Origin of the sequence: Streptomyces sp. NPDC102402, assembly GCF_044765765.1 — a bacterium.
In the GTDB taxonomy this organism is placed as follows: domain Bacteria; phylum Actinomycetota; class Actinomycetes; order Streptomycetales; family Streptomycetaceae; genus Streptomyces.
In genome coordinates this window covers 879907-905419 of the sequence record NZ_JBIWKR010000003.1, presented here as the reverse complement: position 1 = coordinate 905419, position 25513 = coordinate 879907, and the positions used below count along the sequence as shown (strand labels likewise).

Sequence of the window (25513 nt, the reverse complement as noted above, 5' to 3'; positions counted from 1 at the left end):
CCGCCGACAGTACCGGGCGGCCCGACGGCCCTGCCTGACGGCTCCCGTACGGGCGGGGCCTGCATCATGGCGGTCATGACAGGTACGAGTGGCCGGGGAGGCCGGGCTCCGTCCCTCGCCGTGTGGGGCCTCACCCGGGCGGTGCTGCTGCTCTGCGTCTTCAAGGTGTTCACGGTGCCGGGCCCCGATGTCACGAGCGACGTCTCCGCGATCTACCGGGGCTGGTACGAGGTGCTGCGCGACGGCTCGTACCCGCTGGACGACGTCACCTGGCAGTACCCGCCCGCCGCCGCGCTCGCCGTGCTCTCGCCGGATCTGCTGCCCTTCCTGGAGTACGCCTCCGCCTTCTTCGTCCTCGTCCTGCTCTGCGACGCCCTGGTGTTCGGGCTGCTGCTGTACGCGGGGAGCCGTCCGGGCGCGCGTGCCGCGGGCGCGTGGCTGTGGGTGGCGGGTGTGCCGCTGCTGGGGCCGACCGTGTACGCCCGCTACGACCTGATGGTGACGGCCGTGGCGGTGGCGGCGCTGCTGGCGGGTGTGCGGCACCCGAGGGTGCTGGGGGCGCTGGCCGCCTTCGGCACCCTGCTGAAGGTGTGGCCGGCGCTGCTGCTGGTGGGCACCGCCCCGGGCAGGGACACGCGCCGGTCCTGGTCGGCCGCGGCCGTGACCGCGGCCGCGCTGGCCCTGGTGTCGGCGGTGGCACTGCCCGGCGCTTTCGCCTTCCTCACGTTCCAGCGGGACCGCGGGCTGGAGATCGAGTCGCTGGGGGCCCTGGTCTTCCACGTGGCCCGGCAGTTCGGCTGGGAGGGCCGGGTGGAGCTCCGCTACGGCTCGATGGAGTTCGCCGGACCGCACGTGGCGCTGGTGAGCACGCTGGCCCTGGCGCTGAGCGTGCTGGCCTTCGGCTGGCTGCTGGTCTGGCGGCTGCGGGCCCGGACGTTCTCCGTTCACACCCCGGCGGACGCGGCGTTCACCGCGGTGCTGCTGTTCACCGTGACCAGCCGTGTCATCAGCCCGCAGTACATGGTGTGGCCGCTCGGTGTCGGCGCGGTGTGCCTGGTGTTCCGGGGCAGCCGGATGGCGCCGCCCGCGTGCCTGGTGCTGGTGGCCACCGCCGTCACGCTGCTGGAGTTCCCGCTCGGCTTCGCGCACGTGGTGGCCAGTGACGCCGAGGGCGTGGCGCTCATGGCCGTACGCAACGGCCTGCTGGTCGTGGCGGCGGTGAGCGCGGGCCGGCGGCTGTGGCGGGAGACCGTGCCGGGGGCGCGCGAGGGGCGGGGGGCGGAGATCAGGCCAGCCGGTCGCGCAGATACTCCCGCCAGCGCGCCGTGAAGTCCGCGGGCGTGGTGCCGAGCACCGTGTGCATGGCCTGCTCCACGGCCCCGTCCCGCTCCGAACGGCTCCCCACGGCCTTGTAGAAGGCGATCAGCCTCTCCTCGCCCCAGTCCCGGGCGATCAGCTCGCAGGCCAGCCAGCTGCTCTCGTAGGCCCGCGCGAGCTTCGCGGCGTCCCCGCCGAAGCCGAAGTCCTCGTCATCCGGCAGCCGCGCGGGAAGGTCACCGCGCCGGACCGCCTCGGCGAGCTCCGGGGCGATCTCCGGGGCGGTGCGGCTCTCCTGGCGGTAGGCGGTCCGGTCCGCGAGGCCTTCGGAGAGCCAGACCGGGGTGGCCGCGGACGTGTGCGCGCGGGTCGCCACATGGGTGGTCTCGTGGGTGAGGACGACCCGCTGCCCGAAGTCGCCGAGCATGCCGTACGCCTGCGGATTGACGATCACCCGGTCCGCCGGGGCCCGGCCGCCGCCGCCGACCTCACCCGTGGTGACGGCTGCTATGCCCCGGTAGCTGGCAGCGGGTGAGGCGAGGAGCCCCGCCATGTCCTCCACGGACCCCGGGACGAGCACCACGACCCGTTCCGCCCAGGGTTCCGGCCAGGAGCCGGTGACGGCCGGGACGGCCCGGTCCGCGGTGGCGGCGATGCGGCGCAGCTCCGCCGTCCTCCGCCCGACCCCGAGGACCAGGCTGTGCGTGCCCCGTACGACCTCGACGTCCCCCTGCTGCCAGAGCTGGCCCGGGGCGCCGTCGGCGGACCGGTCGGCGGCTATGTACCAGGTGCGGCCCTCGCCGCGGCGGACCAGCTCCACCGTGCGCGAGGAGGACACGGGCGCCTCGTCGTAGCCCTCGATCCGGTAGCGCAGCTCGACCTCGGCGGTGACCCGGCCCGCCCCTCCACCGGTCACGCCCTTCACCTCGTACGCCCATGACTCCAGCGGTACGTCGGAGAGGTTGTGCAGCTCGGTGCGCTGCGCCGCACGGAAGGAGGCGGCCCCGGGGTCGAGCGCGGCCAGGTAGGCGGCGGTGTCGTGCTCCATGACCGCCGCCGCCCGGCGGTCCAGGGTGGCCCCGACCTCCTGGGCGGTGATCCCGGTGGCGGTGTCCCGGGGGCCGGAGCACGCGGGCGCGAGCAGCAGGGCGGCGAGCACGGCGCCTGCCGTGCCCCGCCTGCGGGTGCGCTCCCGCCTCGCGTCCTGCGTCCGAACAGCCATCCCGCCGATCGTACGGTCAGACGCGGGTGACCGAGGAGACGGGCATCATGCCGACGGGGTCGTAGCGCACCGGGGCGCCGGGGTACGGGGCGTGGATGACCCGGCCGTTCCCCGCGTACATCCCGATGTGGCCGGCGTCCGCGCGGTAGGCGACCAGGTCTCCGGGCCTCGCCTGCGAGAGCGGCACCATGCGGCCCGCGTACCGCTGGGCCTGCGAGGTGCGGGGCAGACCGACCCCCGCCTGCGCGTACGCCCACTGCATCAGGCCGGAGCAGTCGAACCCCGAGGGCCCGTTGGCGCCCCACACGTACGGGCGGCCCAGAGCCCCCCGGGCCGCCACGAGCGCCGCCAGACCGCGCGCGGAGCCGGGGGCCTCGGCTCCGAGCGCCGTGTCCGGGCCTGAGCGCGACGCACGGCCGAGCGACTCGCGGTCGGCGGCGGGCAGCGCCTGCAGCAGCTGCCGGGCCCGGGCCAGTCTGCCCTCCACGGTGCGCTTGTGGCGTGCCACGGAAGCCCGGTCGCGTTCCGCGGCGGCCAGGGCCCCGGTGGCCTCGGCACGGATCTGGGCGATCCTGTGCTGGGCCCGGTGGAGCTTGTGCAGCGTCACGGCCCTGCGCTCGCCGACGCGGTCCAGGGCGGCGGCCCGGTCCAGGAAGGTGTCCGGGTCCGAGGAGAGCAGCAGGGCGACCGAGGGGTCGATGCCTCCGGAGCGGTACTGCGCGCCGGCCATCGATCCGAGGGACGCCCGCATCCGGTTGATGTCCTCCTGCGCGCGGGCCGCCGCGTCCTGCGCCCCGGCGATCCGGTCACGCTGCCGGCCGAGGTTCTCCCGGGCCGCGTTGTACTGCTCGGTGGCGCGCTCGGCCTCCGCGTACAGCCGGTCGACCGCGGCCCTGGCCGTCTCGTGGGTGTCCTCCGGGACGGCGCCCGCGGGCGCGGCGTTGAGGGTGGCCGCCGCGGTGGCCGCGGCGGCGGACAGGACGGTGGCCCGGACGCCACGGTTGAGGCCGGGCCGGGTGGGGCGGCGATGCGACACCACAGGAAGCCGCACTCCCTTCCGCTGTACGCAGACGTGCGCAGCCCCTGCCGCCCGGGGCGGGCGGGCCGACGACCGGGAGCTGCACGGCAGCGCAGACAGTAACCGGACGACTACGCGGCGGCCAAAGGGCACGCCGGGAGGCGGACGGGCCGGAAACGACGGCGCCCCGCCGGAGACCTGTGGTCTCCGGCGGGGCGGGGTGTCGTCGCGGGGTGCCGTGATTCGCCCGTTCGGGCGTCAGGGGCGCACGCCGAACTGGAAGGTGCCCATGTAGTCCATCGACTCGTAACGGACCACGGCACCGGGCTTCGGCGCGTGCAGGATCTGGTTGTTCCCCGCGTACAGGCCCACGTGCGAGGTGTTGTTGAAGAAGACCAGGTCGCCCGGCTTTAGGGCGCTGCGGCCGATGCGGGGGCCGTCGTTGATCTGGGTGTACGTGGTGCGGGTGAGCTGGACGCCGGCCTGGGCGTACGCCCACTGGGTCAGACCCGAGCAGTCGAACGAGTTGGGGCCGGTGCCGCCGGAGACGTAGGGCTTGCCCTGCTGCGTGGAGGCGGCCTGGAGGGCCGCGGCGCCGCGTGCGGACGCGGGGACCTCGTTGCCGAGGTCGACCCGGTCACCGGCCGCGCGGCTGGCGCGCTGCTCCTCCTCGGCCATCTTGGCCCGCTCGGCGGCGGTGAGGGTGTTCAGCAGCTTCTGGGCGTCGGCGAGCTTGCCCTGGTACTTCTTCTTGTTCTCGTTCAGGGTCTCGCGGACGTCGGCGAGGTCGGCGAGCTTGGCCTGCGCCTCGGTGCGCTGCTGCGCCAGGGTCCGCTGCTTCGCCTGGATCTTCTGCAGCGACTCGGCCTGCTTGGCCGTCAGCTGGTCGAGCGCGGAGGCCTGGTCGAGGAAGCTGTCCGGGTCCGAGGAGAGCAGCAGCTGGACCGACGGGTCGAGGCCGCCGGAGCGGTACTGCGCGGTGGCCAGCGAACCGAGCTCGCCGCGCAGGGAGTTGAGCTCGTCCTGGCCGCGCGCGACCTTGTCCTGGAGTGCGTCGGCCTGCTTCTTGAGCTCGTCCTGCTGCTCCTTGGCGCCGTTCGCCTTCTCGGTGGCGACCTCGGCCTCGTGGTAGAGCTTGTCGACCTTCGCCTTGACCTCGCTCTTGGTCGGCTTGGGGTCGGCGTGGGCTGCCTGGGAGGTCAGGGCCACGGCTGCGGCTGCGGTCGCGGTGAGCACGGTCACACGGGTGCGGCTCGGCTGCTTGGGACGACGGTGGGACGCCACGAAGGCGAGCTCCTTCTTCCTCGAGCCGCCTACCGGGCTGTGGGGGACAGATACGAATCCCCGGCTCCGTGCACGTCACGGACTCGGCGGTTCCTTCGCTGTCACCCCGGATGGGCAATCAACCGTGCGAAGGTTCGAGGCCTGACCCTAGTGACCATCTTGTGATCAGTTCAAATCCTCACGAGCAAAATCTCGTCACACCAGGCACTTCTTTACTTTCATCACACTGCGCGTAGCGGAGAGTTGACGGTACGTTCCCCGAATTCCGGCAAGCCGCCCATGTCTCACAAGACGCCTCAGACGCGCGAAAGCCGCTTCAGGAGCAAGGCGGACGCGACCGGCCTCGCCCCCGCCTTCGCCACCCCGTCGGCGACCTCACGGTCCGTGGAGACCACGACGACCGGTCTGCCCGGCGGTTCGGCACGGGCCAGTTGGCGGATCAGTTCGTCCGCGGTAACCCCGGCCTTGCTGAACAGCACGCGGACTCCGCGGGGCGGCGCCAGCAGCACCGGAACGGCCAGTTCGGCGCCGTCGAAGACACAGGTCATCTCGGCGCCGGTCTGGGCCGCGAGGACCGAGAGACCGCCCAGGAGGCGCAACCGCTGCTTCTCCAGCGGCATCTGCGGATAGCCGGTCTTCGTGACGTTGTAGCCGTCGACGATCAGATGCGCCTGCGGCAGGGCGAGGAGCTGGTCGAGGAGCGCCGGATCGGTCTCCGAAAGGGCCCTGGCCGCGATGTCCTTCGGCGACATCCGGCCGGGTTCCACCGCCTCGACACCGTCCGCCGGGCGGATCGACGAGGGAGGCAGGGCCAGTTCACGGCGCAGGCCCTGAGCCGCGTCGAGCACGGTGTCCAGGAGCAGCCGCAGCCGCATGTCCTCGACCGACCTGCCCTCCCTGGCGGCCCGGCGTCCCGCCTCGACGGAGGCCTCGGCCTCCGCCAGCCGCGCCTTGAGCCGGCGGGACTCGCTCTCGGCGGCGGAGACCTGGGCCGCCGCCTCGGCCCGCACGGCGTCGGCCTCGGACCCGGCCTTGCGCAGAGCGGCCTCCCCGCGCTTCACCTCGCTGAGCGCGCTGCGCAGCTTGCGGTGCAGGGAGTCGGTCTCCTTGCGGGAGGCCTCCAGCTCCGAACGCAGCCTCTCGGTGTCGGCCCTGGTCTGCCCGCGCGCGTGGTCGAGCTCTTCGCGCAGCCGCTCCAGCTCGCGCCTGGTCTCCTCGTCGGCCCGTTCGGCGTGCGCCCGCTGGACCTCCTCGCCCGCCGCCGACACGAGCTTGGCCCATCCGGCGGGGCGCAGCACGTAGGCGGCGGCCGCCACGTCGACCGGGTCGGCCGCGGCGGGGGGAGCACCGGAGGTGAGCGCCTCGGTCAGCTCAGGCTGGGTCTGGCCGATGCGTTCGCCGATGCGCCGCCGGAACGCGGGATCGCTCTCCAGCGCGGCGGCCATCGCGTTGCCCGCGAACTTGGCGCGCCTGCTCGGGGTGAAGCGGGCGTACTGCCGTAGCTGGGAGGGCAGTTCGCCGACGGTCAGGCCGCCGAAGGCATCGGAGACCAGCGCCACGACCTTGCGCCGCACGCCCTCGGGCAGCGGACGGTCGAGCGACTCCGCGGTGCCGTCGGCCGCGTCGGCCGGCCCGGCGCCGCCTGTCGGCTGCTCCACCATCCATCACCCCAATATGTCTGTCCGCACGGCCCCGTCAGGAGTCGGCACCCGGCCTGTCGACCAGCTCGATCTGGTCCACCGCGTTGCACCAACGGCAGCGCACCGACTCGATGGTCTCACTGACCACCTCACGCTCCTCGACACTCGACTCCCCGGCCAGGTCGAGATGCACGTACTCCACGACCTTCGAGGAGCGCGTCACATCGAAACGGGTGAGGTTGCCGCAGAGCGTGCAGCGCCAGCGGGTCCCGTCCGTCGGCTGGGGAACCGTCGTCATCGTTGCGTCCTCTTTCGTCGGGTGTCTCGTGCGTGCCCAGGTCTTCGATCTCGCGGTGCGCCGTCGAACTGCGGATGTCCTGCCGCAACCCTACGGCCTCGCGCATACCTATCGACACGGCGAGGCGGTCTGTCCCGTTCTCACCGGGTGCGTCATGCTCTGTACGTGATCGATCGAGGGGACGTCCACTGGCGGGAGCGGGCCCGGGAGCTCGGGGCGGCGGCCGTGGCGGGCGGCGCCCCGGTCACGTACGGGATCGTCGCGCTGTGCTGCGCGGTGTTCCTGATCAGCCCGCTCTCCGGGTTCAACCCCGCCCACGGCAGCGCCGACGCGCTCCTGGCCGCCCAGGCCGGGTACTTCGAGCGGTGGGGCGTGATCCCCAGCGAGCTGCTGGACGGCTCGGCCCACGCCGCGCTGACACCGCTGACCGCGTTGTTCGTGCACGGCAGCTGGCTGCACCTGCTGGGCAACCTGCTCTTCCTGTACGTGTTCGGCGCGATGACCGAGGAGCGTATGGGCCGCGCCGAGTTCACCTTCTTCTACCTCGCCTGCGGCTACTTCGCCCTGGTGGCCTACGCGGTGGCGCACGCTGATTCCGACCAGACGCTGGTCGGCGCGTCGGGGGCGATCTCGGCGGTGCTCGGCGCCTTCCTCTACCTCTTCCCCCGGGCACGCGTCACCAGCCTCTTCCCCTTCCTCTTCTTCCTCCCGCTGCGCTTCCCCGCCTGGATCGTGCTCGTGTTCTGGTTCGCCCTGCAGTGGCTGGCGGCGCGGAGCGCGGGCAGCGGCCCGGGCGTGGCGTACCTCGCGCACGTCGCGGGGTTCGTGGCCGGGTTCCTCTACGCCTGGGTGCGCTTCCGGGGTGGGACTAGAGTGAAGTCTCCAGCCACGGCCACCGAGGGAGAAAGCCAGCCGTGATCACCGCGATCGTGCTCATCAAAACCAGTGTCGACCGGATTCCCGAGATCGCCGAGGCTGTCGCCGCGCTGGACAGCGTCAGCGAGGTCTTCTCGGTCACCGGTACGTACGACCTGATCGCCATGGTCCGGGTGGCCCGGCACGACGATCTGGCCGATGTCATCCCGGGCCGGATCAGCAAGATCCAGGGCGTGGAGGCCACCGACACCCACGTGGCGTTCCGCACCTACTCGCAGCACGACCTCGAGGCGGCCTTCGCCATCGGCCTCGACGCCTAGACCGGCTGCGCGTACGGCTCCGGCCGGGGACGGGAGGTGACGCCTCCCGTCCCCGGCCGGAGCCGTATCCGGACCGGTCAGACCTGTGCGGCGCCCCGGTCGGGCACGCAGCGGCCCTCCTCGGTGCGGTAGGTCCAGCGGGCGCCCTTGCTCACCAGCTCCCGGACGGCCCCGACGAACCGCTCGATGTGCTCGTCCGGCGTACCGGCGCCGAAGCTCACCCGGATGGCGTTGAGGGACCTCTCCCCCGGCGCGGCCTCCGGGGCGCCGCACTCGCCCGGGTCCTGCGGCTCGCTGCCCAGCAGGGTCCGCACCAGCGGGTGGGCGCAGAACAGTCCGTCGCGCACGCCGATGCCGTACTCGGCGGAGAGCGCCGCGGCGAAGTGCGAGCTGTTCCATCCCTCGACCACGAAGGAGATGACGCCGACCCTCGGGGCGTCGTCACCGAAGAGGGAGAGCACCTTGACCTCGGGGACGCCGGCCAGGCCCTCCCGGACGCGGCTCACCAGCCGCTGCTCCCGTGCGACGAGCGAGTCGAAGCCCGCCTCGGTCAGGGCCTTGCAGGCGGCGGCGATGGAGTAGACGCCGATGACGTTGGGCGATCCGGCCTCATGGCGTGCCGCGGTGGTGTGCCACTCGACGTCCACACCGCCGTCGGTGCGCCGGGCGACCTTGCGGGAGGCGCCTCCGCCCGCGAGGTAGGGCTCCGCGTCCACCAGCCAGTCGGCCCGGCCCGCGAGGACGCCCGAGCCGAAGGGGGCGTACAGCTTGTGGCCGGAGAAGGCGACCCAGTCGACGTCCAGTCCGGCGATGTCCACCGGGTGGTGGGGCGCCAGCTGCGCCGCGTCGAGCACGATCCTCGCACCGTGGGCGTGGGCGGCGGCGGCCAGCTCCCTCACCGGCCACAGCTCACCGGTGACGTTGGACGCGCCCGTGACACAGACCAGCGCGGGCACGTGGGGGTCACGGCCGGCCAGCGCCCGCTCCAGCGTGGCGACCGCCTGCTCCGGGGTGCGCGGAGCGTCGAGGTAGGTCACCCGGGCGTCCCGCCACGGCAGCAGGGAGGCGTGGTGCTCGGTCTCGAAGACGAACACCTGGCAGCCGGCGGGCAGCGCGGCGGCCAGCAGGTTGAGGGAGTCGGTCGTGGAGCGGGTGAAGACCACCTGGTCGTCGGCCCTGCAGCCGAGGAACTCGGCCACGGTCACCCGGCTGCTCTCGAACAGGTCGGTGGAGAGCTGCGAGAGGTAGCCGGCACCGCGGTGCACGCTGCCGTAGTACGGGGCGTAGGCGGCGACGTCGTCCCACACCCTCTGGAGGGCCGGGGCGCTGGCCGCGTAGTCCAGGGCGGCGTAGGTGACATCTCCGCCCGTCACCAGCGGAACGGTGACATCCGATCCCAGAACCGGCAGAGGCGCACAAACGGACTGGTCGGCGGCAAGGGTGGAGACAGACATGACGAACTCCCGTGAGAGGCAGGCGAGATCCTCGCGCCGGCGATCCGAGCAGGACGCGGCAGCGCGGGAATGAAGAAAGAGGGGTGCGCGAAGAAGGGCGTCGAGCCCTATCGCATTCGCTTGCTCACAAGAGTCTCCCTGGGACCAGGACCCCAAGGGGTGGCATACGTCGATGCCGAGGGGCCCGCGCTTGCCGCAGACCTCGCTGCCTGCGGCCTGGTCTTCACCCGGGGCACCCCGCCACGGACGGAGGGTTGCCGGACAGCGGGCCGGGGCCGTAGTCGCTGTCACTCATGACCTGCGCAGCATCTTGCCATACCCGTGCCCACGCGCAAGGGCGCGGTCCGCGATGCGGACCACGCCCTTGCTCACACCCGTGGTCCTCAGGCGTTGCTGGCCGCCACCCAGCGCTCCAGCGCCCTCTGGGCAGCGCCCGAGTCGATCGACTCGGCTGCCCGTGCCATGCCGGCCGCGATCCGCTCGTTCAGCGGGCCCTCGCCCGGGTCCAGGGCGACCAGCGCCGCGGCGGAGTTGAGCAGCACCGCGTCGCGTACGGGGCCGGTCTCCCCGCCGATCAGCCGCCGGGCCACATCCGCGTTGTACGAGGCGTCGGCGCCGCGCAGCGCCTCGACGGGGACCAGGTCCAGGCCGACGTCGCGCGGGTCGAACGCCTCCTCGCGGACGACGCCCTCGCGGACGGTCCAGACCCGCGAGGTCGCCGTGGTGGTCAGCTCGTCCAGTCCGTCGTCGCCCCGGAAGACGAGCGCCGAATTCCCCCGGGCCGCCAGCACGCCCGCCACGATGGGCGCCATCCTCGCGTCGGCGACCCCGACGGCCTGGGAGCGCACCCGGGCCGGGTTGGTGAGCGGGCCCAGGATGTTGAAGGTGGTCTGCGTGCCGAGCTCCTTACGGGCCCTCGCCGCGTACCGCAGGGCCGGGTGGAACTTCACGGCGAAGCAGAAGGTGATGCCCGCTTCCTCGGCCACCGTCACGACGCGCTGCGGCGTCAGGTCGAGATTGACGCCGAGCTTCTCCAGGACGTCGGAGGCCCCGCTCGCCGAGGAGGAGGCCCGGTTGCCGTGCTTGACGACCTTCGCGCCCGTCCCCGCGACGACGATCGCGGACATGGTGGAGATGTTGACCGTCTTGGCCATGTCGCCACCGGTCCCCACGATGTCGACCGTGCGGCCGGGCACGTGGATGGTGTGGGCGTGCTCGTACATGGCACGGACCAGCCCGCTGACCTCCTCGACGGTCTCGCCCTTGGCGCGCAGCGCGATCGCGAAGCCGGCGATCTGCACGTCCGAGGCCTCGCCGCTCATGATGCGGTCCATGGCCCAGGCGGTGTCGTCCTCGCTCAGGTCCTCACCGCGCAGGAGGGGGGTCAGCACGCCGGGCCAGGTAGGGACCGCCACGCTGTCGCCGCCGTCCGGGGTCACAACGTTCATGGTCCGCTCCTGGGGTCCACAGCCGGTACAAGGATGCCTCCACCCTATCCAGCCCCGGGGGCAGCGAAGAGCCCCGTCCATCGGATGGACGGGGCTCCTGCTGTGGCGTTCAGCTGAGGCGATCAGTGGTGGCCGTGGCCGCTGGTGATCTCCTTGTACTCCTCGGCGGTGGGCTTGGCGATCTGGTTGTCCTCGCCGTAGTAGCTCCGACTGAGCCTGGCCCGCAGCTTCTGGAGCGCCGACGGCTTGCACTCGACACCGTTCTCGTCGACCGTCGGGCCGATCTCGACCGGCTTGTACTGCTCGTGCGCCGTGAGCGTGTGGAGCTGCCCCGGGCCGAGCGGCTCGTGGATCTCCACGAACTCACCGTGCGGCAGGCGCTTGATGGTGCCGGACTCGCGCCCGTGCAGCACCTTCTCCTTGTCGCGGCGCTGGAGGCCGAGGCAGATCCGCCGGGTGGCGACGAACGCCAGGACCGGGCCGACGAAGAAGGCGATCCGTACGAACCAGCTGATCGCGTTGAGCGACAGGTCGAAGTGGGTCGCCCAGATGTCGTTGCCGCCGCCGATCAGCATGACGAAGTAGATCGTCACCCAGGCGACACCCAGACCGGTGCGGGTCGGAGCGTTGCGCGGACGGTCCAGGATGTGGTGCTCGCGCTTGTCCCCGGTGATCCACGACTCGATGAACGGGTAGAGCGCCAGCGCCCCGAGGATCAGCCCGAACAGGACCAGTGGGATGAGCACGCCCAGGACCAGTGTGTGGCCCCAGAGGTTGATCTCCCAGCCCGGCATCACACGGACGAAGCCTTCCGCGAAGCCCATGTACCAGTCCGGCTGGGCGCCCGTGGACACCTGGTCGGGACGGTAGGGGCCGAGCGCCCAGATCGGGTTGATCGTGGCGATCGCCGCGATGATCGCGATGAAACCGAAGACCAGGAAGAAGAAGCCCCCGGCCTTGGCCATGTAGACCGGCAGCAGCGGCATGCCGACGACGTTCTTGTTCGTGCGTCCGGGACCCGCGAACTGCGTGTGCTTGTGGAAGAAGACCAGGATGAGGTGGCCGACCACGAGCCCGAGCATGATGCCCGGCAGCAGCAGGATGTGGATCGAGTAGAACCTGGCGATGATGTCTCCGCCGGGGAACTCCCCGCCGAACAGGAACATCGAGATGTACGTGCCCACGATCGGCATCGACAGGATGGCGCCCTGCGTGAAGCGCACACCCGTGCCCGAGAGCAGGTCGTCCGGGAGCGAGTAGCCGGTGAACCCGGTGAACATGCCGAGGACGAAGAGCAGGAAGCCGAACAGCCAGTTGATCTCACGCGGCTTGCGGTACGCGCCGGTGAAGAACACCCGGAACATGTGCACGAACATGCCGGCGAGGAAGATCACCGCTGCCCAGTGGTGGATCTGCCGGACGAGCAGACCACCGCGGACGTCGAAGCTGATGTCCAGGGTCGAGGCGTAGGCCTCGGACATCCGGATGCCCTGCATCGGCTCGTAGGAGCCGTGGTACACGACCTCGTTCATGCTCGGGTGGAAGAACAGCGTCAGGTACACACCCGTGAGGATGATGATGATGAAGCTGTAGAGGCAGATCTCACCGAGCATGAAGGACCAGTGGTCCGGGAAGATCTTGCGCATGTTGGCCTTGGCCAGGCCGTAGATGCCGAGCCGGCCGTCCGCCCAGTCGGCCACCCGCTCACCGGCGGGCGCCTTGCGCTGTGTTTCCGTCGCAGTACTCATCCGCGCTCCCAGAAGGCAGGACCGACGGGCTCTTCGAAGTCACCGAGCGCCTCGAGGTTGCCCTCGCTGTTCACGCCGATCCGCAGCTGCGGAAGGGCGTGACCGGCCGGACCGAAGATGACGCGGGCGCCGTCGGAGAGGTCGAAGGTGGACTGGTGGCACGGGCAGAGCACGTGATGCGTCTGCTGCTCGTACAGGCTGATCGGGCAGCCGACGTGGGTGCAGATCTTGGAGAAGGCCACGATTCCCTCGTGGGCCCACTCGCGCTCGCGCTTGTCCTTGATGTTGTCCGGCTCGATGCGGATGATCATCAGGGCGGCCTTGGCGATCTGCGTCTGGAAGTCGTGCGCGTCCTCCTCCAGGCCCTCGGGCATGGCGAAGGTCAGCGAACCGACGACGACGTCCTCGGGACGCAGCGGCTCCATGGTGTTCATGTTGACGAGCTGCTTGCCCTTGGCCCACAGGGTCGAGCGGAGCTTCTTCTCCGGCAGCGGACCGAGGTCGCGCAGCAGCACCACACCGGAGAGCGGCACCAGGGCCAGCGCGCCGAACATGGTGTTACGGATCAGCTTGCGCCGCCCGATCGCGGACTCCGCGGCACCGGCCGCGAAGTCGGCCATGACCTTGGCCTTGACCTCGGGGGTCGCCTCGATGGCGTGCCGGTCGTCGGCCACCTCCACGTCGGACATCAGGGTGCGCGCCCAGTGGACGGCGCCCGCGCCGATGAAGAAGAGCGCCAGCCCCAGGGTCAGACCCAGGGAGAAGTTGAGCGCGCTCACATGGCCGAACGGCCAGATGTAGACGATCTTGTCGACCGGGAAGATGACGTAACAGGCGATGAAGCCGATCGTCGCCAGCATCGACAGCGTGAACATGAACGCGACGGCTCGCTCGGAGCGGTTCGCGGCACGTTCGTCGATGTCCTGGATGCGCGGCCTGTGGGCCGGCAGCCCGGGGTCGGCGAACGGGTCGCCCGCACCCTCTACCGCGCCGTGCGCGGTGCCCTGCTCTACCGGCAGGTTCTCTTCTGGAATCTGTTGGCTACTCATGACTTCTTGGCCTTAGCGGTGTGGGCCGCGACCCATACGGCGATGGCGACCAGGCCGCCCAGGCCGAAGATCCAGCCGAAGAGACCTTCACTGACGGGGCCGAGGCCACCGAGCGAGAGCCCGCCGGGGGTCTCGGACTCATCACCGTTGACGGTCTTGATGTACGCGATGATGTCTTTCTTCTCCTGCTCCGGCATGGTGCTGTCCGGGAAGGAGGGCATGCTCTGCGGGCCGGTCTGCATGGCCTCGTAGATGTGCTTCGGGCTCACGCCTTCGAGGCTCGGGGCGTACTTGCCCTTCGTCAGGGCACCGCCCTCACCGGTGAAGTTGTGGCACTGCGCGCAGTTCGTGCGGAACAGGTCGCCGCCCTTGGCCACGTCGGCGCCCGAGGGGTCGACCTGGCTCTTGGTGGGCGTGATCGGACCGGCGCCCAGGGACGAGACGTAGGCGGCGAGCTGGTCGATCTCGGCCTGGTTGTAGATGACCTTCTTCTTCGGGACCTGGGCACCCGGCTGCTGAGCCGGCATGCGTCCGGTACCGACCTGGAAGTCGACGGCGGCGGAGCCGACGCCCACGAGGGACGGCCCGTCGGTGGTGCCCTGACCGCCGGATCCGTGGCAGCTTGCACAGCCCACGGAGTAGAGCTTCTTGCCCTCGTCGATGGCGAGGGACTGGGCGGTTTCGTCGGCCTGCGCCTTACCCGCAGGCGCGAACGCGGCGTACAGCCCCCCGGTGGCCGCCAGCGCGAGGAGTAGTACGACGACCGCCGCCAGCGGATGGCGTCGTCGTGCGGAGAGCTTTTTCACGGATTACCCCGGTGTCAGGATCTTCTGCGTCGATGATGGGCGGGTGCGAGCCCGGCTACTTGATCATGTAGATCGTGGCGAACAGGCCGATCCAGACGACATCGACGAAGTGCCAGTAATAGGACACGACGATGGCCGCGGTGGCCTGCTCGTGGGTGAATCTCGAGGCCGCGTATGTCCTGCCCAGGACGAGCAGGAAGGCGATGAGACCGCCTGTCACATGCAGACCGTGGAAGCCGGTCGTCAGGTAGAACACCGAACCGTACGGGTCGGAGGACAGGGAGAGACCCGCCTCCTTGACCAGCTCGGTGTACTCGAGGACCTGGCCTCCGATGAAGATCGCACCCATCACGAACGTGATGATGAACCAGGTGCGGAGCTTCTTCACATCGCCCCGCTCCGCGGCGAAAACGCCGAGCTGGCAGGTGAGAGAGGAAAGCACCAGGATCGTGGTGTTCGTCGCCGAGAACGGGAAGTTCAGATGGTGAGCCATCTCCTTCCAGTGTTCGGGTCCCATCACCGATCGCAGGGTGAAGTACATCGCGAAGAGGGCCGCGAAGAACATCAGCTCGGAACTCAACCAGATGATGGTTCCGACGCTGGTGAGGTTCGGCCGATTGACCGACGGGTGCGCGTGCCCGGTTTCTACTGTCGTTGCTGTCGCCACGACCGACATTATGTCGGTCGCTTATCCCGCCCTCACTCCGGGGGGTGCCGTTCGGTGTGTCAGCGCTGTGTGTCCTCACCGAACGGCCCATCGAATCGCTGTCTTTACCGGTGCTGACAGGCAGTCCACCGGAGTACGATCCGCCCATCGGTTCATGCCCGGAGAGCCCCGAAGACACAGACGTCACGGAGGAACAATGCAGCCGACCGCCACGGTCCTGGTCTACAGCGACGACGCCAACACCCGCGCACAGGTGAGGCTGGCAGCCGGGCGCAGGCCCGCGGCGGACGTGCCGCCGGTGGAGTTCCTGGAGTGCGCCACCCTGCCCGCCGTGCTGAGCGCACTGGACCGGGGCGGTGTCGACGTCTGCGTGCTGGACGGTGAGACGGCCCCCGCGGGCGGCATGGGCGTCTGCCGGCAGATCAAGGACGAGATCTTCGACTGCCCGCCGGTCCTGCTGCTGATCGGACGTCCGCAGGACGCCTGGCTGGCCACGTGGAGCCGCGCGGACGCCGCTGTGACGCACCCCGTCGACCCCGTCGACTTCGCGGACGCCCTGGCCGCCCTGCTGCGCCACAGGCTGTCCGTGGGAGCCTGAGCGGGGGCCCGGGACGGAGGGGCCCCGATCCCCTCCGCGGTGTCCTTCCCGGGCGTGGCGCACTCCCTGCGCGTCAGACCTGGGGGCGCAGCCGCGCCGTCTCGACGTCGGTACCCGAGTCCGGGGTGCCGCCGCCGTGCAGCGCGCTGCCCTTCAGCCAGGCGTCCCACTCCAGGTTCCAGTCACCGAAGCCGTTGTCGAACGGGGTCATCGTCTCGCCGTCGCTCCCGACGACCTTGACGATGTCGCCCTCGCGCACGGTCTCGAAGAACCACTGGGCGTCGGCGGTGCTCATGCCCGTGCAGCCGTGGCTGACGTTGGCGTTGCCCTGTGAACCCGTCGACCAGGGCGCCGCGTGGACGTACTCACCGCTCCAGGTGACGCGTGTCGCCCAGTAGACGGGCAGGTCGTAGGACTCCGAGGAGCCGGCGGCGATGCCGATGCTCTCGCCGCGCATGCGTACGAACTGTTCCTTGGCCAGCACCACCTTGACGCCGTTGCGCGTGTCGAAGCCGGGCTTGCCCGTGGTGACGGGAATGGTGTTGATCACTTCACCGTTGCGCAGAACGGTCATGGAGTGGTCGGAGGCGTCGGTGATCGCTTCTATGCGGTCACCGGTGGTGAGCTTCAGGGGTTTCGTGACGGCGCCGTAGAGGGCGTTGGTGACCTTGATGCCCTTGAGGTTGCTGCGGACGTCGATGCTGGCGTCGGCCGGCCAGTACTCCTTGGGCCGGTAGTGCAGGGTCTTGGCGTCGACCCAGTGCCAGGAGCCCGTGACGGCGGGGGCGGACCGGACCTGCAGCCCACGCTCCACGGTGGCTCGGGCCGCCCGGCCGGTGACCGGAGCGCTGAGTTCCGCTGTGAGGGGCTGTCCGACCCCGTAGGTGCCCTTCTGCGGGCCGAAGGTGACCTTCAGGAACTTCTTGGCCGAGGTCGTGCCGAACGCGTACGTACGGCTGCCGGGGGCCCCGTCGCCGTTCTCGGTGGAGACCTTGACGGTGTACCGGGTGCCGGCGGCGAGCGAGGTGGTGGAGTGCCACCGCTTGCCGTCGGCGTCGAGCTCGCCCGCCAGATGGCGGCCCTCGGTGTCGACGGCCGTCACGTCCGTGATCTTCGCGTCGTCGTCCTTGACGGTGACTTCGAGGGGCTTGTCGGGGTCGGCCTTCTCGTCCTTGGACGGGCCGTTGAAGGAGACGAGGTCGGCCGCGTCGTGGGGCTTCAGCGACAGCGGATCACCATCGGTCTCGCCACAGGCGGTCGCACCAGCGACCAAGGTCACGACCAGCAGGGTGCAGCTCACTACGGTGCGGATGCGCGGCGTGTGGTTCATGAACCCACGCTAAGAAGATTCATCCGATCCAGCGCGTTCAGTGACTGCAAACGGGGGCCCGGCCCGCTCATCACTGAGCGTTCCGGGCCCCCGTACGGGTGCTGCACGTCCTGTGCGGGCGTGTCCTACTGGGTGCGGTTCTCGCCCCGGTAGTACTCGAAGACCCAGCCGAAGAGGCCGATCAGGAGCAGCGGGGCCGAGAAGTAGGCCAGCCACCAGCCGAAGACGACGGACATGAAGAGGAAGGCGCCACCGATGGCCAGCGAGAGCGGCTGCCAGCTGTGCGGGGAGAAGAAGCCCACGTCACCGGCTTCGTCCGCGACATCGGCCTCCTTGTTGTCCTGAGCCATCGCGTCGACCCTGTTGGCCGTGAAGGCCAGGTAGAAGCCGATCATGATGGTCAGCCCGAAGGCCAGGACGAGCGCGGTGGTGCCGACCGGCTCCTTGGACCAGACGCCGTACGTGACGGCCATGGCCAGCATGAAGACGCTCAGCCAGATGAAGAGCTTGCCCTGGATCTTCACTTGCCGTCCTCCTTGCCGCCCACGAGGACCTTCTCACCCTCGGACAGGTGATCCAGCTGCTCGAGCGCCGCGATCTCCGGGTGGTGCAGGTCGAACGCCGGGGATTCGGAACGGATCCGCGGCAGGCTGAGGAAGTTGTGGCGCGGGGGCGGGCAGGACGTCGCCCATTCGAGCGAACGGCCGTAGCCCCAGGGGTCGTCGACCTCGATCTTCTTGCCGTACTTGGCGGTCTTCCAGACGTTGTACATGAAGGGAAGCATCGACAGTCCGAGCACGAACGAGGAGATCGTCGAGATCGTGTTCAGGGCGGTGAAGCCGTCGGCCGCGAGGTAGTCCGCGTAACGCCGCGGCATGCCCTCCGCACCCAGCCAGTGCTGCACGAGGAAGGTGCCGTGGAAGCCGATGAACAGCGTCCAGAAGGTCACCTTCCCGAGCCGCTCGTCCAGCATCTTGCCGGTGAACTTCGGCCACCAGAAGTGGAATCCGGCGAACATCGCGAAGACCACGGTGCCGAAGACGACGTAGTGGAAGTGCGCGACGACGAAGTACGAGTCGGAGACGTGGAAGTCCAGCGGCGGCGAGGCCAGGATCACGCCGGTCAGACCACCGAAGGCGAAGGTGATCAGGAAGCCGACGGACCAGAGCATCGGTGTCTCGAAGGACAGCGAGCCCTTCCACATCGTGCCGATCCAGTTGAAGAACTTCACACCGGTCGGGACCGCGATGAGGAAGGTCATGAAGGAGAAGAACGGCAGGAGCACGCCGCCGGTGACGTACATGTGGTGCGCCCAGACCGTCACCGAAAGGCCGGCGATGGAAATCGTCGCCGCGATGAGGCCGATGTAGCCGAACATGGGCTTGCGGCTGAACACCGGAATGATCTCGGAAATGATTCCGAAGAATGGTAGCGCGATGATGTACACCTCTGGATGGCCGAAGAACCAGAAGAGGTGTTGCCAGAGCAATGCGCCGCCATTGGCCGCGTCGAATACATGTGCGCCGAATTGACGGTCGGCCTCGAGCGCGAAGAGCGCGGCGGCCAGGACCGGGAAGGCCAGCAGGACCAGGACACCGGTCAGCAGGACGTTCCAGGTGAAGATCGGCATGCGGAACATCGTCATGCCGGGGGCGCGCATGCAGATGATCGTGGTGATGAAGTTGACCGAGCCGAGGATCGTGCCGAAGCCGGAGAAGGCCAGACCCATGATCCACATGTCGGCACCGACGCCCGGCGAGCGGACCGCGTCCGACAGCGGGGAGTAGGCGAACCAGCCGAAGTCGGCCGCACCCTGCGGGGTGAGGAACCCGGCCACCGCGATGATCGAGCCGAAGAGGTACAGCCAGTACGCGAACATGTTCAGCCGCGGGAACGCCACGTCGGGCGCGCCGATCTGCAGCGGCATGATCCAGTTCGCGAATCCTGCGAACAGCGGCGTCGCGAACATCAGCAGCATGATCGTGCCGTGCATCGTGAACGCCTGGTTGAACTGTTCGTTCGACATGATCTGCGTACCCGGACGGGCCAGCTCGGCGCGCATGAAGAGCGCCAGGAGGCCACCGATGCAGAAGAACGCGAACGATGTGACCAGGTACATCGTGCCGATCGTCTTGTGGTCAGTGGTGGTCAGCCACTTGACGACGACACTCCCCGGCTGCTTGCGCCGCACCGGCAGCTCGTCCTCGAACGAGTCGTCTGCTGCCGCGGCACCCTGGGATTCGTTGAGGATGCTCACAGTTTGTTCGTCTCCGCATTCCTGGCCGGGTCCGTCTGCTCGATGCCTGCCGGCACGTAGCCCGTCTGACCCTTCTCCGCCAGCTCCTTGAGGTGCTGCTGGTAACGCTCGGGAGAGACGATCTTGACGTTGAAGAGCATCCGGGAGTGGTCGACGCCGCAGAGCTCGGCGCACTTACCCATGTAGGTGCCCTCCTTCTTCGGCGTGACCTCGAAGGAGTTGGTGTGGCCCGGAATGACGTCCTGCTTCATGAGGAACGGCACCACCCAGAAGGAGTGGATGACGTCGCGCGAAGTCAGTACGAAGCGGACCTTCTCGCCCTTCGGCAGCCACAGGGTCGGACCCGGGTTGCCGTTCTGCGGGTTGCGCGTCCCGGGGATGCCCACGTCGTAGACGCCACCGGCGCCCTCGGGGAAGTCCTCACGGAACTTGTCGGGGATGGCGTCGAGCTCCTTGGGGATCTCGTTGCCGGCGGAGGGCTGGCCCTCCACCTTCTCGATGTAGTTGAAGCCCCAGCTCCACTGGTAGCCGACCACGTTGATGGTGTGGGCCGGCTTCGGGCTGAGCTCGAGGAGCTTCGATTCATCGCGCGCGGTGAAGTAGAAGAAAACCGAGACGATGATGAGGGGGACCACTGTGTACAACGCCTCGATGGGCATGTTGTACCTGGTCTGCTGGGGTACCTCCACCTTGGTCCTGCTTCGCCGGTGGAAGATGACGCTCCAGATGATCAGCCCCCAGACAAGGACGCCCGTGGCGAGCGCTGCCGCCCACGAGCCCTGCCAGAGGGAGAGGATCCGAGGGGCCTCTTCCGTTACCGGGGTGGGCATACCGAGGCGGGGGAAATCCTCCCAGTTGTACGAACAACCGGAGGCCGTCGCCAGGACCAGGGCCGCAGTCAGCACCTGCGGCAGCTTCCGCCGCATCGGGCGCCGCGACGAGCGGTCGGAGCCGTTGGGACTCACGTAGCGCCTTCCCGAGAGTCTCGCCCGCACGGTCGGCGCGGCCGTCTCACTTGGTCGGTCGCCGGCCCTGACGCGGGCAGGGGTTTGGATGTTTATGCGGACCAAACCCTACTGGACGCTATTTGGGGTCGCGCGGGGAGGGTGCCCAACGCGCCGCACGACACCCCGAAGGGATGGAATGCGAGCCTCCGGCCGCCATCTGACGCCCCTTCGCCCCGTCACCGCGACGGCCGGTCACCTGGTCGCGCCCCCTGCGGGCTAGCGTGACGGTGTGCCCTACTTCGACGCGGCTTCCTCCGCCCCCCTGCACCCCGTCGCCCGCCAGGCGCTGCTTGCCTCCCTGGACGAGGGCTGGGCCGATCCCGCCCGCCTCTACCGCGAGGGGCGGAGGGCCGCACTGCTGCTCGACGCGGCCAGGGAGACCGCGGCGGAGGCGGTCGGCTGCCGCCCGGACGAGCTCGTCTTCACCACTTCGGGCACACGGGCGGTGCACTCGGCGGTGGCAGGAGCGCTGTCCGGGCGTCGGCGTGTCGGCCGCCATATGGCGCTCTCCGCGGTCGAGCACTCCTCGGTGCTCCACGCGGCCGCCGCCCTCGAAGCGGAGGGCGGGACCTTCACCGAGGTGCCGGTGGACCGGACGGGGGCCGTGGACCCCGCGGCGTACGGCCGGGCCCTCCGTCCGGACACCGCGCTGGCCTGCCTGCAGTCCGCCAACCACGAGGTCGGCACCGAGCAGCCGGTGGCGGAGACCGCCGAGGTCTGCGCCGAGGCCGGGGTGCCCCTGCTGGTGGACGCCGCGCAGTCGCTCGGCTGGGGGCGGGTTCCCGGCCGCTGGTCGCTGCTGGCCGCGAGCGCCCACAAGTGGGGCGGGCCTGCCGGGGTCGGACTCCTCGCCGTGCGCAAGGGGGTCCGGTTCGCTCCTCAGGGCCCGGCCGACGAGCGGGAGTCGGGCCGGGCCGCCGGTTTCGAGAACATCCCGGCGATCGTGGCGGCCGCGGCCTCCCTGCGCGCGGTGCGTGCGGAGGCCGGGGCGGAGGCCGCGCGGCTGCGCGCCCTGGTGGACCGTGTCCGGGCCGCGGTGGGGACGCTGGTGCCGGATGTGGAAGTGGTCGGCGATCCGGCACGGCGCCTTCCGCACCTGGTGACCTTCTCCTGTCTCTATGTCGACGGAGAGACCCTGCTCCACGAGCTGGACCGGGCCGGCTTCTCCGTCTCGTCCGGCTCCTCCTGCACGAGCAGCACCCTGACGCCCAGCCATGTCCTCAAGGCCATGGGGGTGCTCACGGAGGGCAACGTGCGCCTCTCGCTCCCCGCCGGGACGACGGAGGAGGAGGTCGACGGCTTCCTCCGCGTACTGCCGGGTGTGGTCGCCGAGGTGCGGGAGAGGCTCGGCGCACCCGCTCCGACGTCCCCCTCCCCCGCGGTACGGACGTCGCTCACCGTCGACGCGCTCGGCAGGCGCTGCCCGATCCCGGTGATCGAACTCGCAAAGGTGATCGAAGAGGTACCCGTGGGCGGCACGGTGACGGTGCTCTCCGACGACGAGGCCGCCCGCCTCGACATCCCGGCCTGGTGCGCGATGCGTGAACAGGAGTACGTGGGAGAGGAGCCGGCGGACCGCGGCTCGGCCTATGTGGTCCGCCGGCTCCTGTGAGTCCGTACCGCTCGCGTACGGGCCCGCGCCGTCGCCGCCTCCCCTGCCCGGGAGAGGCGCTTCCCGGCCTCCGCTAGGAGAGGTGCTTACGGACCTCGGAGGCCGCCTCGTCGCCGTACGCCTTGGTGAAGCGGTCCATGAAGGAGCTGCGACGCAGGGTGTACTCCTGGGTGCCGACCGTCTCGATGACCAGGGTCGCGAGCATGCAGCCGACCTGGGCGGCGCGCTCCAGGCTCACGCCCCAGGCGAGACCGGAGAGGAAACCGGCGCGGAAGGCGTCGCCGACGCCGGTGGGGTCGGCCTTGCGCTCCTCCTCCGCGCAGCCGACCTCGACGGGGTCCTGACCGGTCCGCTCGATCCGGACGCCCCGGGCGCCGAGGGTGGTGACGCGGTGGCCGACCTTGGACAGGATCTCCTCGTCGCTCCAGCCGGTCTTGGTCTCGATGAGCCCCTTCTCGTACTCGTTGGAGAAGAGGTACGTCGCACCGTCGAGGAGGATCCGGATCTCCTCGCCGCCCATCCTGGCGATCTGCTGCGAGAAGTCCGCGGCGAACGGGATGCCCCTGGAGCGGCACTCCTCCGTGTGGCGGAGCATCGCCTCGGGGTCGTCGGCACCGATCGACACGAGGTCGAGGCCGCCGACGCGGTCGGCGACGCTCTTGAGCTCGATCAGCCGGGCCTCGCTCATGGCCCCGGTGTAGAAGGAGCCGATCTGGTTGTGGTCGGCGTCCGTCGTGCAGACGAAGCGCGCCGTGTGCAGGACCTCGGAGACCCGGACCGATCCGGTGTCGACGCCGTGCCGGTCGAGCCAGGCGCGGTAGTCGTCGAAGTCGGCCCCGACGGCGCCGACGAGGATCGGCTCCGTGCCGAGCACGCCCATGCCGAACGCGATGTTGGCGCCGACTCCCCCCCGGCGTACGTCGAGGTTGTCTACCAGGAACGAGAGCGAGACCGTGTGCAGCTGATCCGCGACCAGCTGGTCGGCGAATCGGCCGGGGAAGGTCATGAGGTGGTCTGTGGCGATGGAGCCGGTGACTGCGATGCGCACGGGGTGGCTGCTCCTGCGGAAGGCGGAGGGAGCGGGTGAGCGCCCCTCCGGGACGGCATGACAGTTCACGCTACCCGGTGGCGCCACCGTGCCCGAATGGTCAAAACTACCCGATAGTAGCTCTTTCTACCTGGGTGCTCCTGTGCCTACGGTGCGGATATGTCGAACACGATCGTTCCCCGTGAGTCCGAGATGAGCCTGGCCGAGCTGCGCGGCGACTGCGCGCGGATGGCGCCGCACTGGGTCGTACCCGAGAAGGCCGCCGCGAAGCCGGTGGAGCCGGCCCGTATCCACGGGGTCACGGTTCCTCCGTCCTCGGCCCGGATGGTCGACTCCATGTCCGACTACGGGGACTGAGCCGGGCGGCCCCCCGCAGCCGGGAACCGTCCGCTCCTCCGCTCCGTCCCACCGTCGTCGTCCCCACCAGGGGACCGGCGACGAGCCAGTGGCGGCCATGCAGTCGAAGGAGCGATCCGGTGAGCAGCGAGCGACCCGAGAAGGACGTGACCGACACCCGGCGGCGTCGGCCGATCGTCGTGGCCTCGGTGGCCGCGGCGGTGCTGCTGGCCGGGGGCGGCGGCGCGTACTGGGCGTCGAACACCTCGGGCGAAACGGCCGGTGGCCTCCGGCCCGGTACCGGCTCGCCCCCTCCGCTCTCCCTCGACGCGCCGGCCGGCAGCGGGCCGACGGCGCCCCCGGAGGGCATCGCACCGGGTGAGCCGGATCCGCACGGCGGCGGGACCGTCTACCGCGCCTCGGGGAAGCTCCCCGAGGGCCCGGACGAGGCCGCCGTGCACCGAGCGAAGGGCACGGTGACCGCGGCGGAGGTGGCACGGCTCGCGAAGGCACTGGGGGTGGAGGGCAGCCCGCGCGCGGACGGCACGGCCTGGAAGGTGGGCAGCGAGGGTGACGGGTCCGGCCCGTACCTCCGGGTGAACAAGCAGGCGCCGGGGACCTGGACCTTCGCCCGGTACGGCTCCGGCGGCCCGGACGCGTGCGAGTCGCCCACGGTCTGCGCGAAGGACGCGTCACCGGGCACGGACAGCGGCTCGCCGGTGAGCGCGAAGGCGGCGAAGGCGGCGGCCGTTCCGGTCCTGAAGGCCGCGGGGCAGGACGGCGCGGCTCTCGACGCCGATCAGCTGATGGGATCCGTACGCGTGGTGAACGCGGACCCCGTGGTGGGCGGGCTGCCGACGTACGGGTGGTCGACCGGGATCCAGGTGGGCGCCGGGGGCGAGATCGTCGGCGGCAGCGGGCATCTGAAGGGGCTGGAGAAGGGGGACAGCTACCCGGTGACCGGCGCGGACGATGCACTGAAGCAGCTGAACGCGGAGTCGGAGAGCCCGCGGGCCCCGAAGGGCGGTGTCGGCGGCTGCGCGACCTCCGTGCCCCTGGAGGACGATCTCGCGCCGGAGCCCGACTGCGGCGCGTCGGGCGGGACTCCGCCGGCCACCACGGCGACGGTCGAGAAGGCCGAGTTCGGGCTCGCGGCGCGGTACGCGGACGGCAAGCAGATCCTCGTGCCTTCCTGGCTCTTCTCCGTGCGGCCCGAAGGGGGCGGCCCCGCGAACACGGTCGCCCAGGTCGCGGTGGAACCGGAGCACCTGACGCGGGAGAGCGCCTCGCCCTCACCGGAGCCCACGAAGGACCCGGACGCCTCGGACACGGAGATCACCTCGTACAGCGCGGACGGACGGACGCTGGAGGTGACCTTCTGGGGCGGCGTGTGCAGCACGTACGCGGCGCGCGCCTCGGAGGACGGCACGACGGTGCGGGTCGCGGTCACCGCGTCCACGCCGGATCCGGAAAAGGTCTGCATCCTGGTCGCCGAGGAGCTGACCCGCACGGTGACGCTCGACGCCCCGCTGGACGGCCGGAAGGTGGTCGCCGCGGGGTCGGGCGAGGCCGTACCGCGCGCCTGACGGGCCGTGGGCGGACATGACGGCGGCGGGGGGGGCCGCCCCCCCCGGGGGGCCCCCCCCCGCCGGGGCGGCGGGGGGGGGGGGGGGGCGGGGGGGGGGCCCCCCCCCCCCCCCCCCCCCCCCCCCCCCCCGCCGTCGTACGTCTCAGGTCTAGCTGAAGGAGTCACCGCAGGCGCAGGAGCCCGTGGCGTTCGGGTTGTCGATCGTGAAGCCCTGCTTCTCGATGGTGTCCACGAAGTCCACGGAGGCACCGCCCAGGTACGGGGCGCTCATCCGGTCGGTGACGACCTTGACGCCACCGAAGTCCTTCACGACGTCGCCGTCGAGCGAGCGCTCGTCGAAGAAGAGCTGGTACCGCAGGCCCGAGCAGCCTCCGGGCTGTACGGCGACGCGCAGCGCGAGGTCATCGCGGCCCTCCTGCTCGAGCAGGGTCCTGACCTTGTCTGCGGCGGCGTCGGACAGGAGGATGCCGTCGCTCACGGTGGTGGTCTCGTCCGATACGGACATCTGCTTCTCTCCCGGGTTGTACGGACTGCTTGCCGACGGGTCCAACCATCGGGGCCGCGGATTCATTCCGGGCCAGGCGCTTGTC

Annotated in this window: 24 protein-coding genes and 1 riboswitch; of the genes, 7 read left to right on the top strand and 17 right to left on the bottom strand. The window is 70.4% G+C overall.

Annotation, left to right across the window (positions count from 1 at the left end):
• Window positions 1-75 precede the first annotated feature (75 nt).
• Window positions 76-1329 (top strand): glycosyltransferase family 87 protein, encoded by a 1254-nt coding sequence (locus ACIRJR_RS13620; RefSeq protein ID WP_403778583.1) that lies wholly within the window; start codon window positions 76-78, stop codon window positions 1327-1329.
• Here the strand turns inward: ACIRJR_RS13620 and ACIRJR_RS13615 are convergent.
• The 5 genes from ACIRJR_RS13615 to ACIRJR_RS13595 all read right to left on the bottom strand — a co-directional run bounded on the left by ACIRJR_RS13615 (window position 1286) and on the right by ACIRJR_RS13595 (window position 6779).
• Window positions 1286-2539 (bottom strand): hypothetical protein, encoded by a 1254-nt coding sequence (locus ACIRJR_RS13615; protein ID WP_403778580.1) that lies wholly within the window; start codon window positions 2537-2539, stop codon window positions 1286-1288. The genes ACIRJR_RS13620 and ACIRJR_RS13615 overlap by 44 nt on opposite strands.
• A 16-nt stretch (window positions 2540-2555) precedes the next feature.
• The gene (locus ACIRJR_RS13610; protein WP_403778577.1) at window positions 2556-3578 is read right to left on the bottom strand and encodes an NlpC/P60 family protein; all 1023 of its coding nucleotides are present in this window, start codon (window positions 3576-3578) and stop codon (window positions 2556-2558) included.
• Window positions 3579-3815: 237 nt separating this feature from the next.
• Window positions 3816-4841: an NlpC/P60 family protein gene (locus tag ACIRJR_RS13605; protein ID WP_403778574.1), complete on the bottom strand. Its 1026-nt coding sequence runs from the start codon at window positions 4839-4841 to the stop codon at window positions 3816-3818.
• 296 nt (window positions 4842-5137) lie between these two features.
• Window positions 5138-6499, bottom strand: coding sequence for an NYN domain-containing protein (locus ACIRJR_RS13600; protein WP_403778734.1), 1362 nt, complete (start codon window positions 6497-6499; stop codon window positions 5138-5140).
• 37 nt (window positions 6500-6536) lie between these two features.
• The gene (locus ACIRJR_RS13595; RefSeq protein WP_014156692.1) at window positions 6537-6779 is read right to left on the bottom strand and encodes a hypothetical protein; all 243 of its coding nucleotides are present in this window, start codon (window positions 6777-6779) and stop codon (window positions 6537-6539) included.
• 165 nt (window positions 6780-6944) lie between these two features.
• On the opposite strand from ACIRJR_RS13595, the gene ACIRJR_RS13590 reads away from it, so the two are divergent.
• On the top strand, window positions 6945-7697 hold the full coding sequence (locus tag ACIRJR_RS13590; RefSeq protein WP_403778571.1) for a rhomboid family intramembrane serine protease: 753 nt from the start codon (window positions 6945-6947) through the stop codon (window positions 7695-7697).
• Complete coding sequence (locus ACIRJR_RS13585; protein WP_103513978.1) at window positions 7694-7975, top strand: Lrp/AsnC family transcriptional regulator; 282 nt, start codon at window positions 7694-7696, stop codon at window positions 7973-7975. Before ACIRJR_RS13590 ends, ACIRJR_RS13585 begins: the two co-directional genes overlap by 4 nt.
• Window positions 7976-8052: 77 nt before the next feature.
• On the opposite strand, the gene ACIRJR_RS13580 is transcribed toward ACIRJR_RS13585, so the two are convergent.
• The 6 genes from ACIRJR_RS13580 to ACIRJR_RS13555 all read right to left on the bottom strand — a co-directional run bounded on the left by ACIRJR_RS13580 (window position 8053) and on the right by ACIRJR_RS13555 (window position 15156).
• Window positions 8053-9429 (bottom strand): aminotransferase class V-fold PLP-dependent enzyme, encoded by a 1377-nt coding sequence (locus tag ACIRJR_RS13580; RefSeq protein WP_403778568.1) that lies wholly within the window; start codon window positions 9427-9429, stop codon window positions 8053-8055.
• Between the two features lie 181 nt (window positions 9430-9610).
• Window positions 9611-9728, bottom strand: a riboswitch (SAM riboswitch).
• An 84-nt stretch (window positions 9729-9812) separates the two neighbouring features.
• Window positions 9813-10877 carry an anthranilate phosphoribosyltransferase gene (gene trpD, locus ACIRJR_RS13575; protein ID WP_403778565.1) on the bottom strand — a complete coding sequence of 355 codons (1065 nt, stop codon included), beginning with the start codon at window positions 10875-10877 and terminating at the stop codon, window positions 9813-9815.
• Between the two features lie 122 nt (window positions 10878-10999).
• Window positions 11000-12625, bottom strand: a complete 1626-nt coding sequence (locus ACIRJR_RS13570) for a cytochrome bc complex cytochrome b subunit (protein ID WP_403778563.1) — start codon at window positions 12623-12625, stop codon at window positions 11000-11002.
• Complete coding sequence (locus ACIRJR_RS13565; protein ID WP_403778560.1) at window positions 12622-13674, bottom strand: Rieske 2Fe-2S domain-containing protein; 1053 nt, start codon at window positions 13672-13674, stop codon at window positions 12622-12624. Before ACIRJR_RS13565 ends, ACIRJR_RS13570 begins: the two co-directional genes overlap by 4 nt.
• Window positions 13671-14480 (bottom strand): c-type cytochrome, encoded by an 810-nt coding sequence (locus ACIRJR_RS13560; protein ID WP_403778557.1) that lies wholly within the window; start codon window positions 14478-14480, stop codon window positions 13671-13673. Before ACIRJR_RS13560 ends, ACIRJR_RS13565 begins: the two co-directional genes overlap by 4 nt.
• Window positions 14481-14535: 55 nt before the next feature.
• Window positions 14536-15156 carry a heme-copper oxidase subunit III gene (locus ACIRJR_RS13555; RefSeq protein WP_103513972.1) on the bottom strand — a complete coding sequence of 207 codons (621 nt, stop codon included), beginning with the start codon at window positions 15154-15156 and terminating at the stop codon, window positions 14536-14538.
• A gap of 187 nt (window positions 15157-15343) precedes the next feature.
• On the opposite strand from ACIRJR_RS13555, the gene ACIRJR_RS13550 reads away from it, so the two are divergent.
• Window positions 15344-15745: a hypothetical protein gene (locus tag ACIRJR_RS13550; RefSeq protein WP_403778554.1), complete on the top strand. Its 402-nt coding sequence runs from the start codon at window positions 15344-15346 to the stop codon at window positions 15743-15745.
• A gap of 73 nt (window positions 15746-15818) precedes the next feature.
• On the opposite strand, the gene ACIRJR_RS13545 is transcribed toward ACIRJR_RS13550, so the two are convergent.
• From ACIRJR_RS13545 to coxB, 4 genes are all read right to left on the bottom strand, one after another.
• Complete coding sequence (locus tag ACIRJR_RS13545) at window positions 15819-17075, bottom strand: Ig-like domain-containing protein (RefSeq protein ID WP_403778551.1); 1257 nt, start codon at window positions 17073-17075, stop codon at window positions 15819-15821.
• A 125-nt stretch (window positions 17076-17200) separates the two neighbouring features.
• Complete coding sequence (locus ACIRJR_RS13540) at window positions 17201-17599, bottom strand: cytochrome c oxidase subunit 4 (RefSeq protein ID WP_403778548.1); 399 nt, start codon at window positions 17597-17599, stop codon at window positions 17201-17203.
• The gene (gene ctaD, locus ACIRJR_RS13535) at window positions 17596-19332 is read right to left on the bottom strand and encodes a cytochrome c oxidase subunit I (RefSeq protein WP_403778545.1); all 1737 of its coding nucleotides are present in this window, start codon (window positions 19330-19332) and stop codon (window positions 17596-17598) included. The genes ACIRJR_RS13540 and ctaD overlap by 4 nt, the downstream gene beginning before the upstream one ends.
• A complete protein-coding gene (gene coxB, locus ACIRJR_RS13530) occupies window positions 19329-20297 on the bottom strand; it encodes a cytochrome c oxidase subunit II (RefSeq protein WP_403778542.1) in 969 nt (322 codons plus the stop codon). The genes ctaD and coxB overlap by 4 nt, the downstream gene beginning before the upstream one ends.
• Before the next feature lie 271 nt (window positions 20298-20568).
• Between coxB and ACIRJR_RS13525 the strand changes: the two genes are divergently transcribed.
• Window positions 20569-21951: a cysteine desulfurase/sulfurtransferase TusA family protein gene (locus ACIRJR_RS13525; RefSeq protein ID WP_403778539.1), complete on the top strand. Its 1383-nt coding sequence runs from the start codon at window positions 20569-20571 to the stop codon at window positions 21949-21951.
• A gap of 73 nt (window positions 21952-22024) precedes the next feature.
• On the opposite strand, the gene ACIRJR_RS13520 is transcribed toward ACIRJR_RS13525, so the two are convergent.
• Window positions 22025-22999, bottom strand: coding sequence for a carbohydrate kinase family protein (locus tag ACIRJR_RS13520; RefSeq protein ID WP_403778536.1), 975 nt, complete (start codon window positions 22997-22999; stop codon window positions 22025-22027).
• Window positions 23000-23158: 159 nt separating this feature from the next.
• Between ACIRJR_RS13520 and ACIRJR_RS13515 the strand changes: the two genes are divergently transcribed.
• A complete protein-coding gene (locus ACIRJR_RS13515; protein ID WP_403778534.1) occupies window positions 23159-23356 on the top strand; it encodes a hypothetical protein in 198 nt (65 codons plus the stop codon).
• Between the two features lie 119 nt (window positions 23357-23475).
• Complete coding sequence (locus ACIRJR_RS13510) at window positions 23476-24921, top strand: hypothetical protein (RefSeq protein ID WP_403778532.1); 1446 nt, start codon at window positions 23476-23478, stop codon at window positions 24919-24921.
• A gap of 150 nt (window positions 24922-25071) precedes the next feature.
• Here the strand turns inward: ACIRJR_RS13510 and ACIRJR_RS13505 are convergent, their stop codons facing one another.
• Window positions 25072-25428 (bottom strand): iron-sulfur cluster assembly accessory protein, encoded by a 357-nt coding sequence (locus ACIRJR_RS13505; RefSeq protein WP_056784314.1) that lies wholly within the window; start codon window positions 25426-25428, stop codon window positions 25072-25074.
• Between the last annotated feature and the right edge of the window lie 85 nt (window positions 25429-25513).

Bases quoted from the DNA above. Each gene is read 5' to 3' on its own strand.
- ACIRJR_RS13545 (WP_403778551.1), bottom strand. From the start codon at position 17,075: ATGAACCACACGCCGCGCATCCGCACCGTAGTGAGCTGCACCCTGCTG.
- ACIRJR_RS13515 (WP_403778534.1), top strand. From the start codon at position 23,159: ATGTCGAACACGATCGTTCCCCGTGAGTCCGAGATGAGCCTGGCCGAG.
- trpD (WP_403778565.1), bottom strand. From the start codon at position 10,877: ATGAACGTTGTGACCCCGGACGGCGGCGACAGCGTGGCGGTCCCTACC.
- ACIRJR_RS13595 (WP_014156692.1), bottom strand. From the start codon at position 6,779: ATGACGACGGTTCCCCAGCCGACGGACGGGACCCGCTGGCGCTGCACG.
- ACIRJR_RS13505 (WP_056784314.1), bottom strand. From the start codon at position 25,428: ATGTCCGTATCGGACGAGACCACCACCGTGAGCGACGGCATCCTCCTG.
- ACIRJR_RS13620 (WP_403778583.1), top strand. From the start codon at position 76: ATGACAGGTACGAGTGGCCGGGGAGGCCGGGCTCCGTCCCTCGCCGTG.
- ACIRJR_RS13615 (WP_403778580.1), bottom strand. From the start codon at position 2,539: ATGGCTGTTCGGACGCAGGACGCGAGGCGGGAGCGCACCCGCAGGCGG.
- ACIRJR_RS13550 (WP_403778554.1), top strand. From the start codon at position 15,344: ATGCAGCCGACCGCCACGGTCCTGGTCTACAGCGACGACGCCAACACC.
- ACIRJR_RS13555 (WP_103513972.1), bottom strand. From the start codon at position 15,156: ATGTCGGTCGTGGCGACAGCAACGACAGTAGAAACCGGGCACGCGCAC.
- ACIRJR_RS13570 (WP_403778563.1), bottom strand. From the start codon at position 12,625: ATGAGTACTGCGACGGAAACACAGCGCAAGGCGCCCGCCGGTGAGCGG.
- ACIRJR_RS13580 (WP_403778568.1), bottom strand. From the start codon at position 9,429: ATGTCTGTCTCCACCCTTGCCGCCGACCAGTCCGTTTGTGCGCCTCTG.
- ACIRJR_RS13565 (WP_403778560.1), bottom strand. From the start codon at position 13,674: ATGAGTAGCCAACAGATTCCAGAAGAGAACCTGCCGGTAGAGCAGGGC.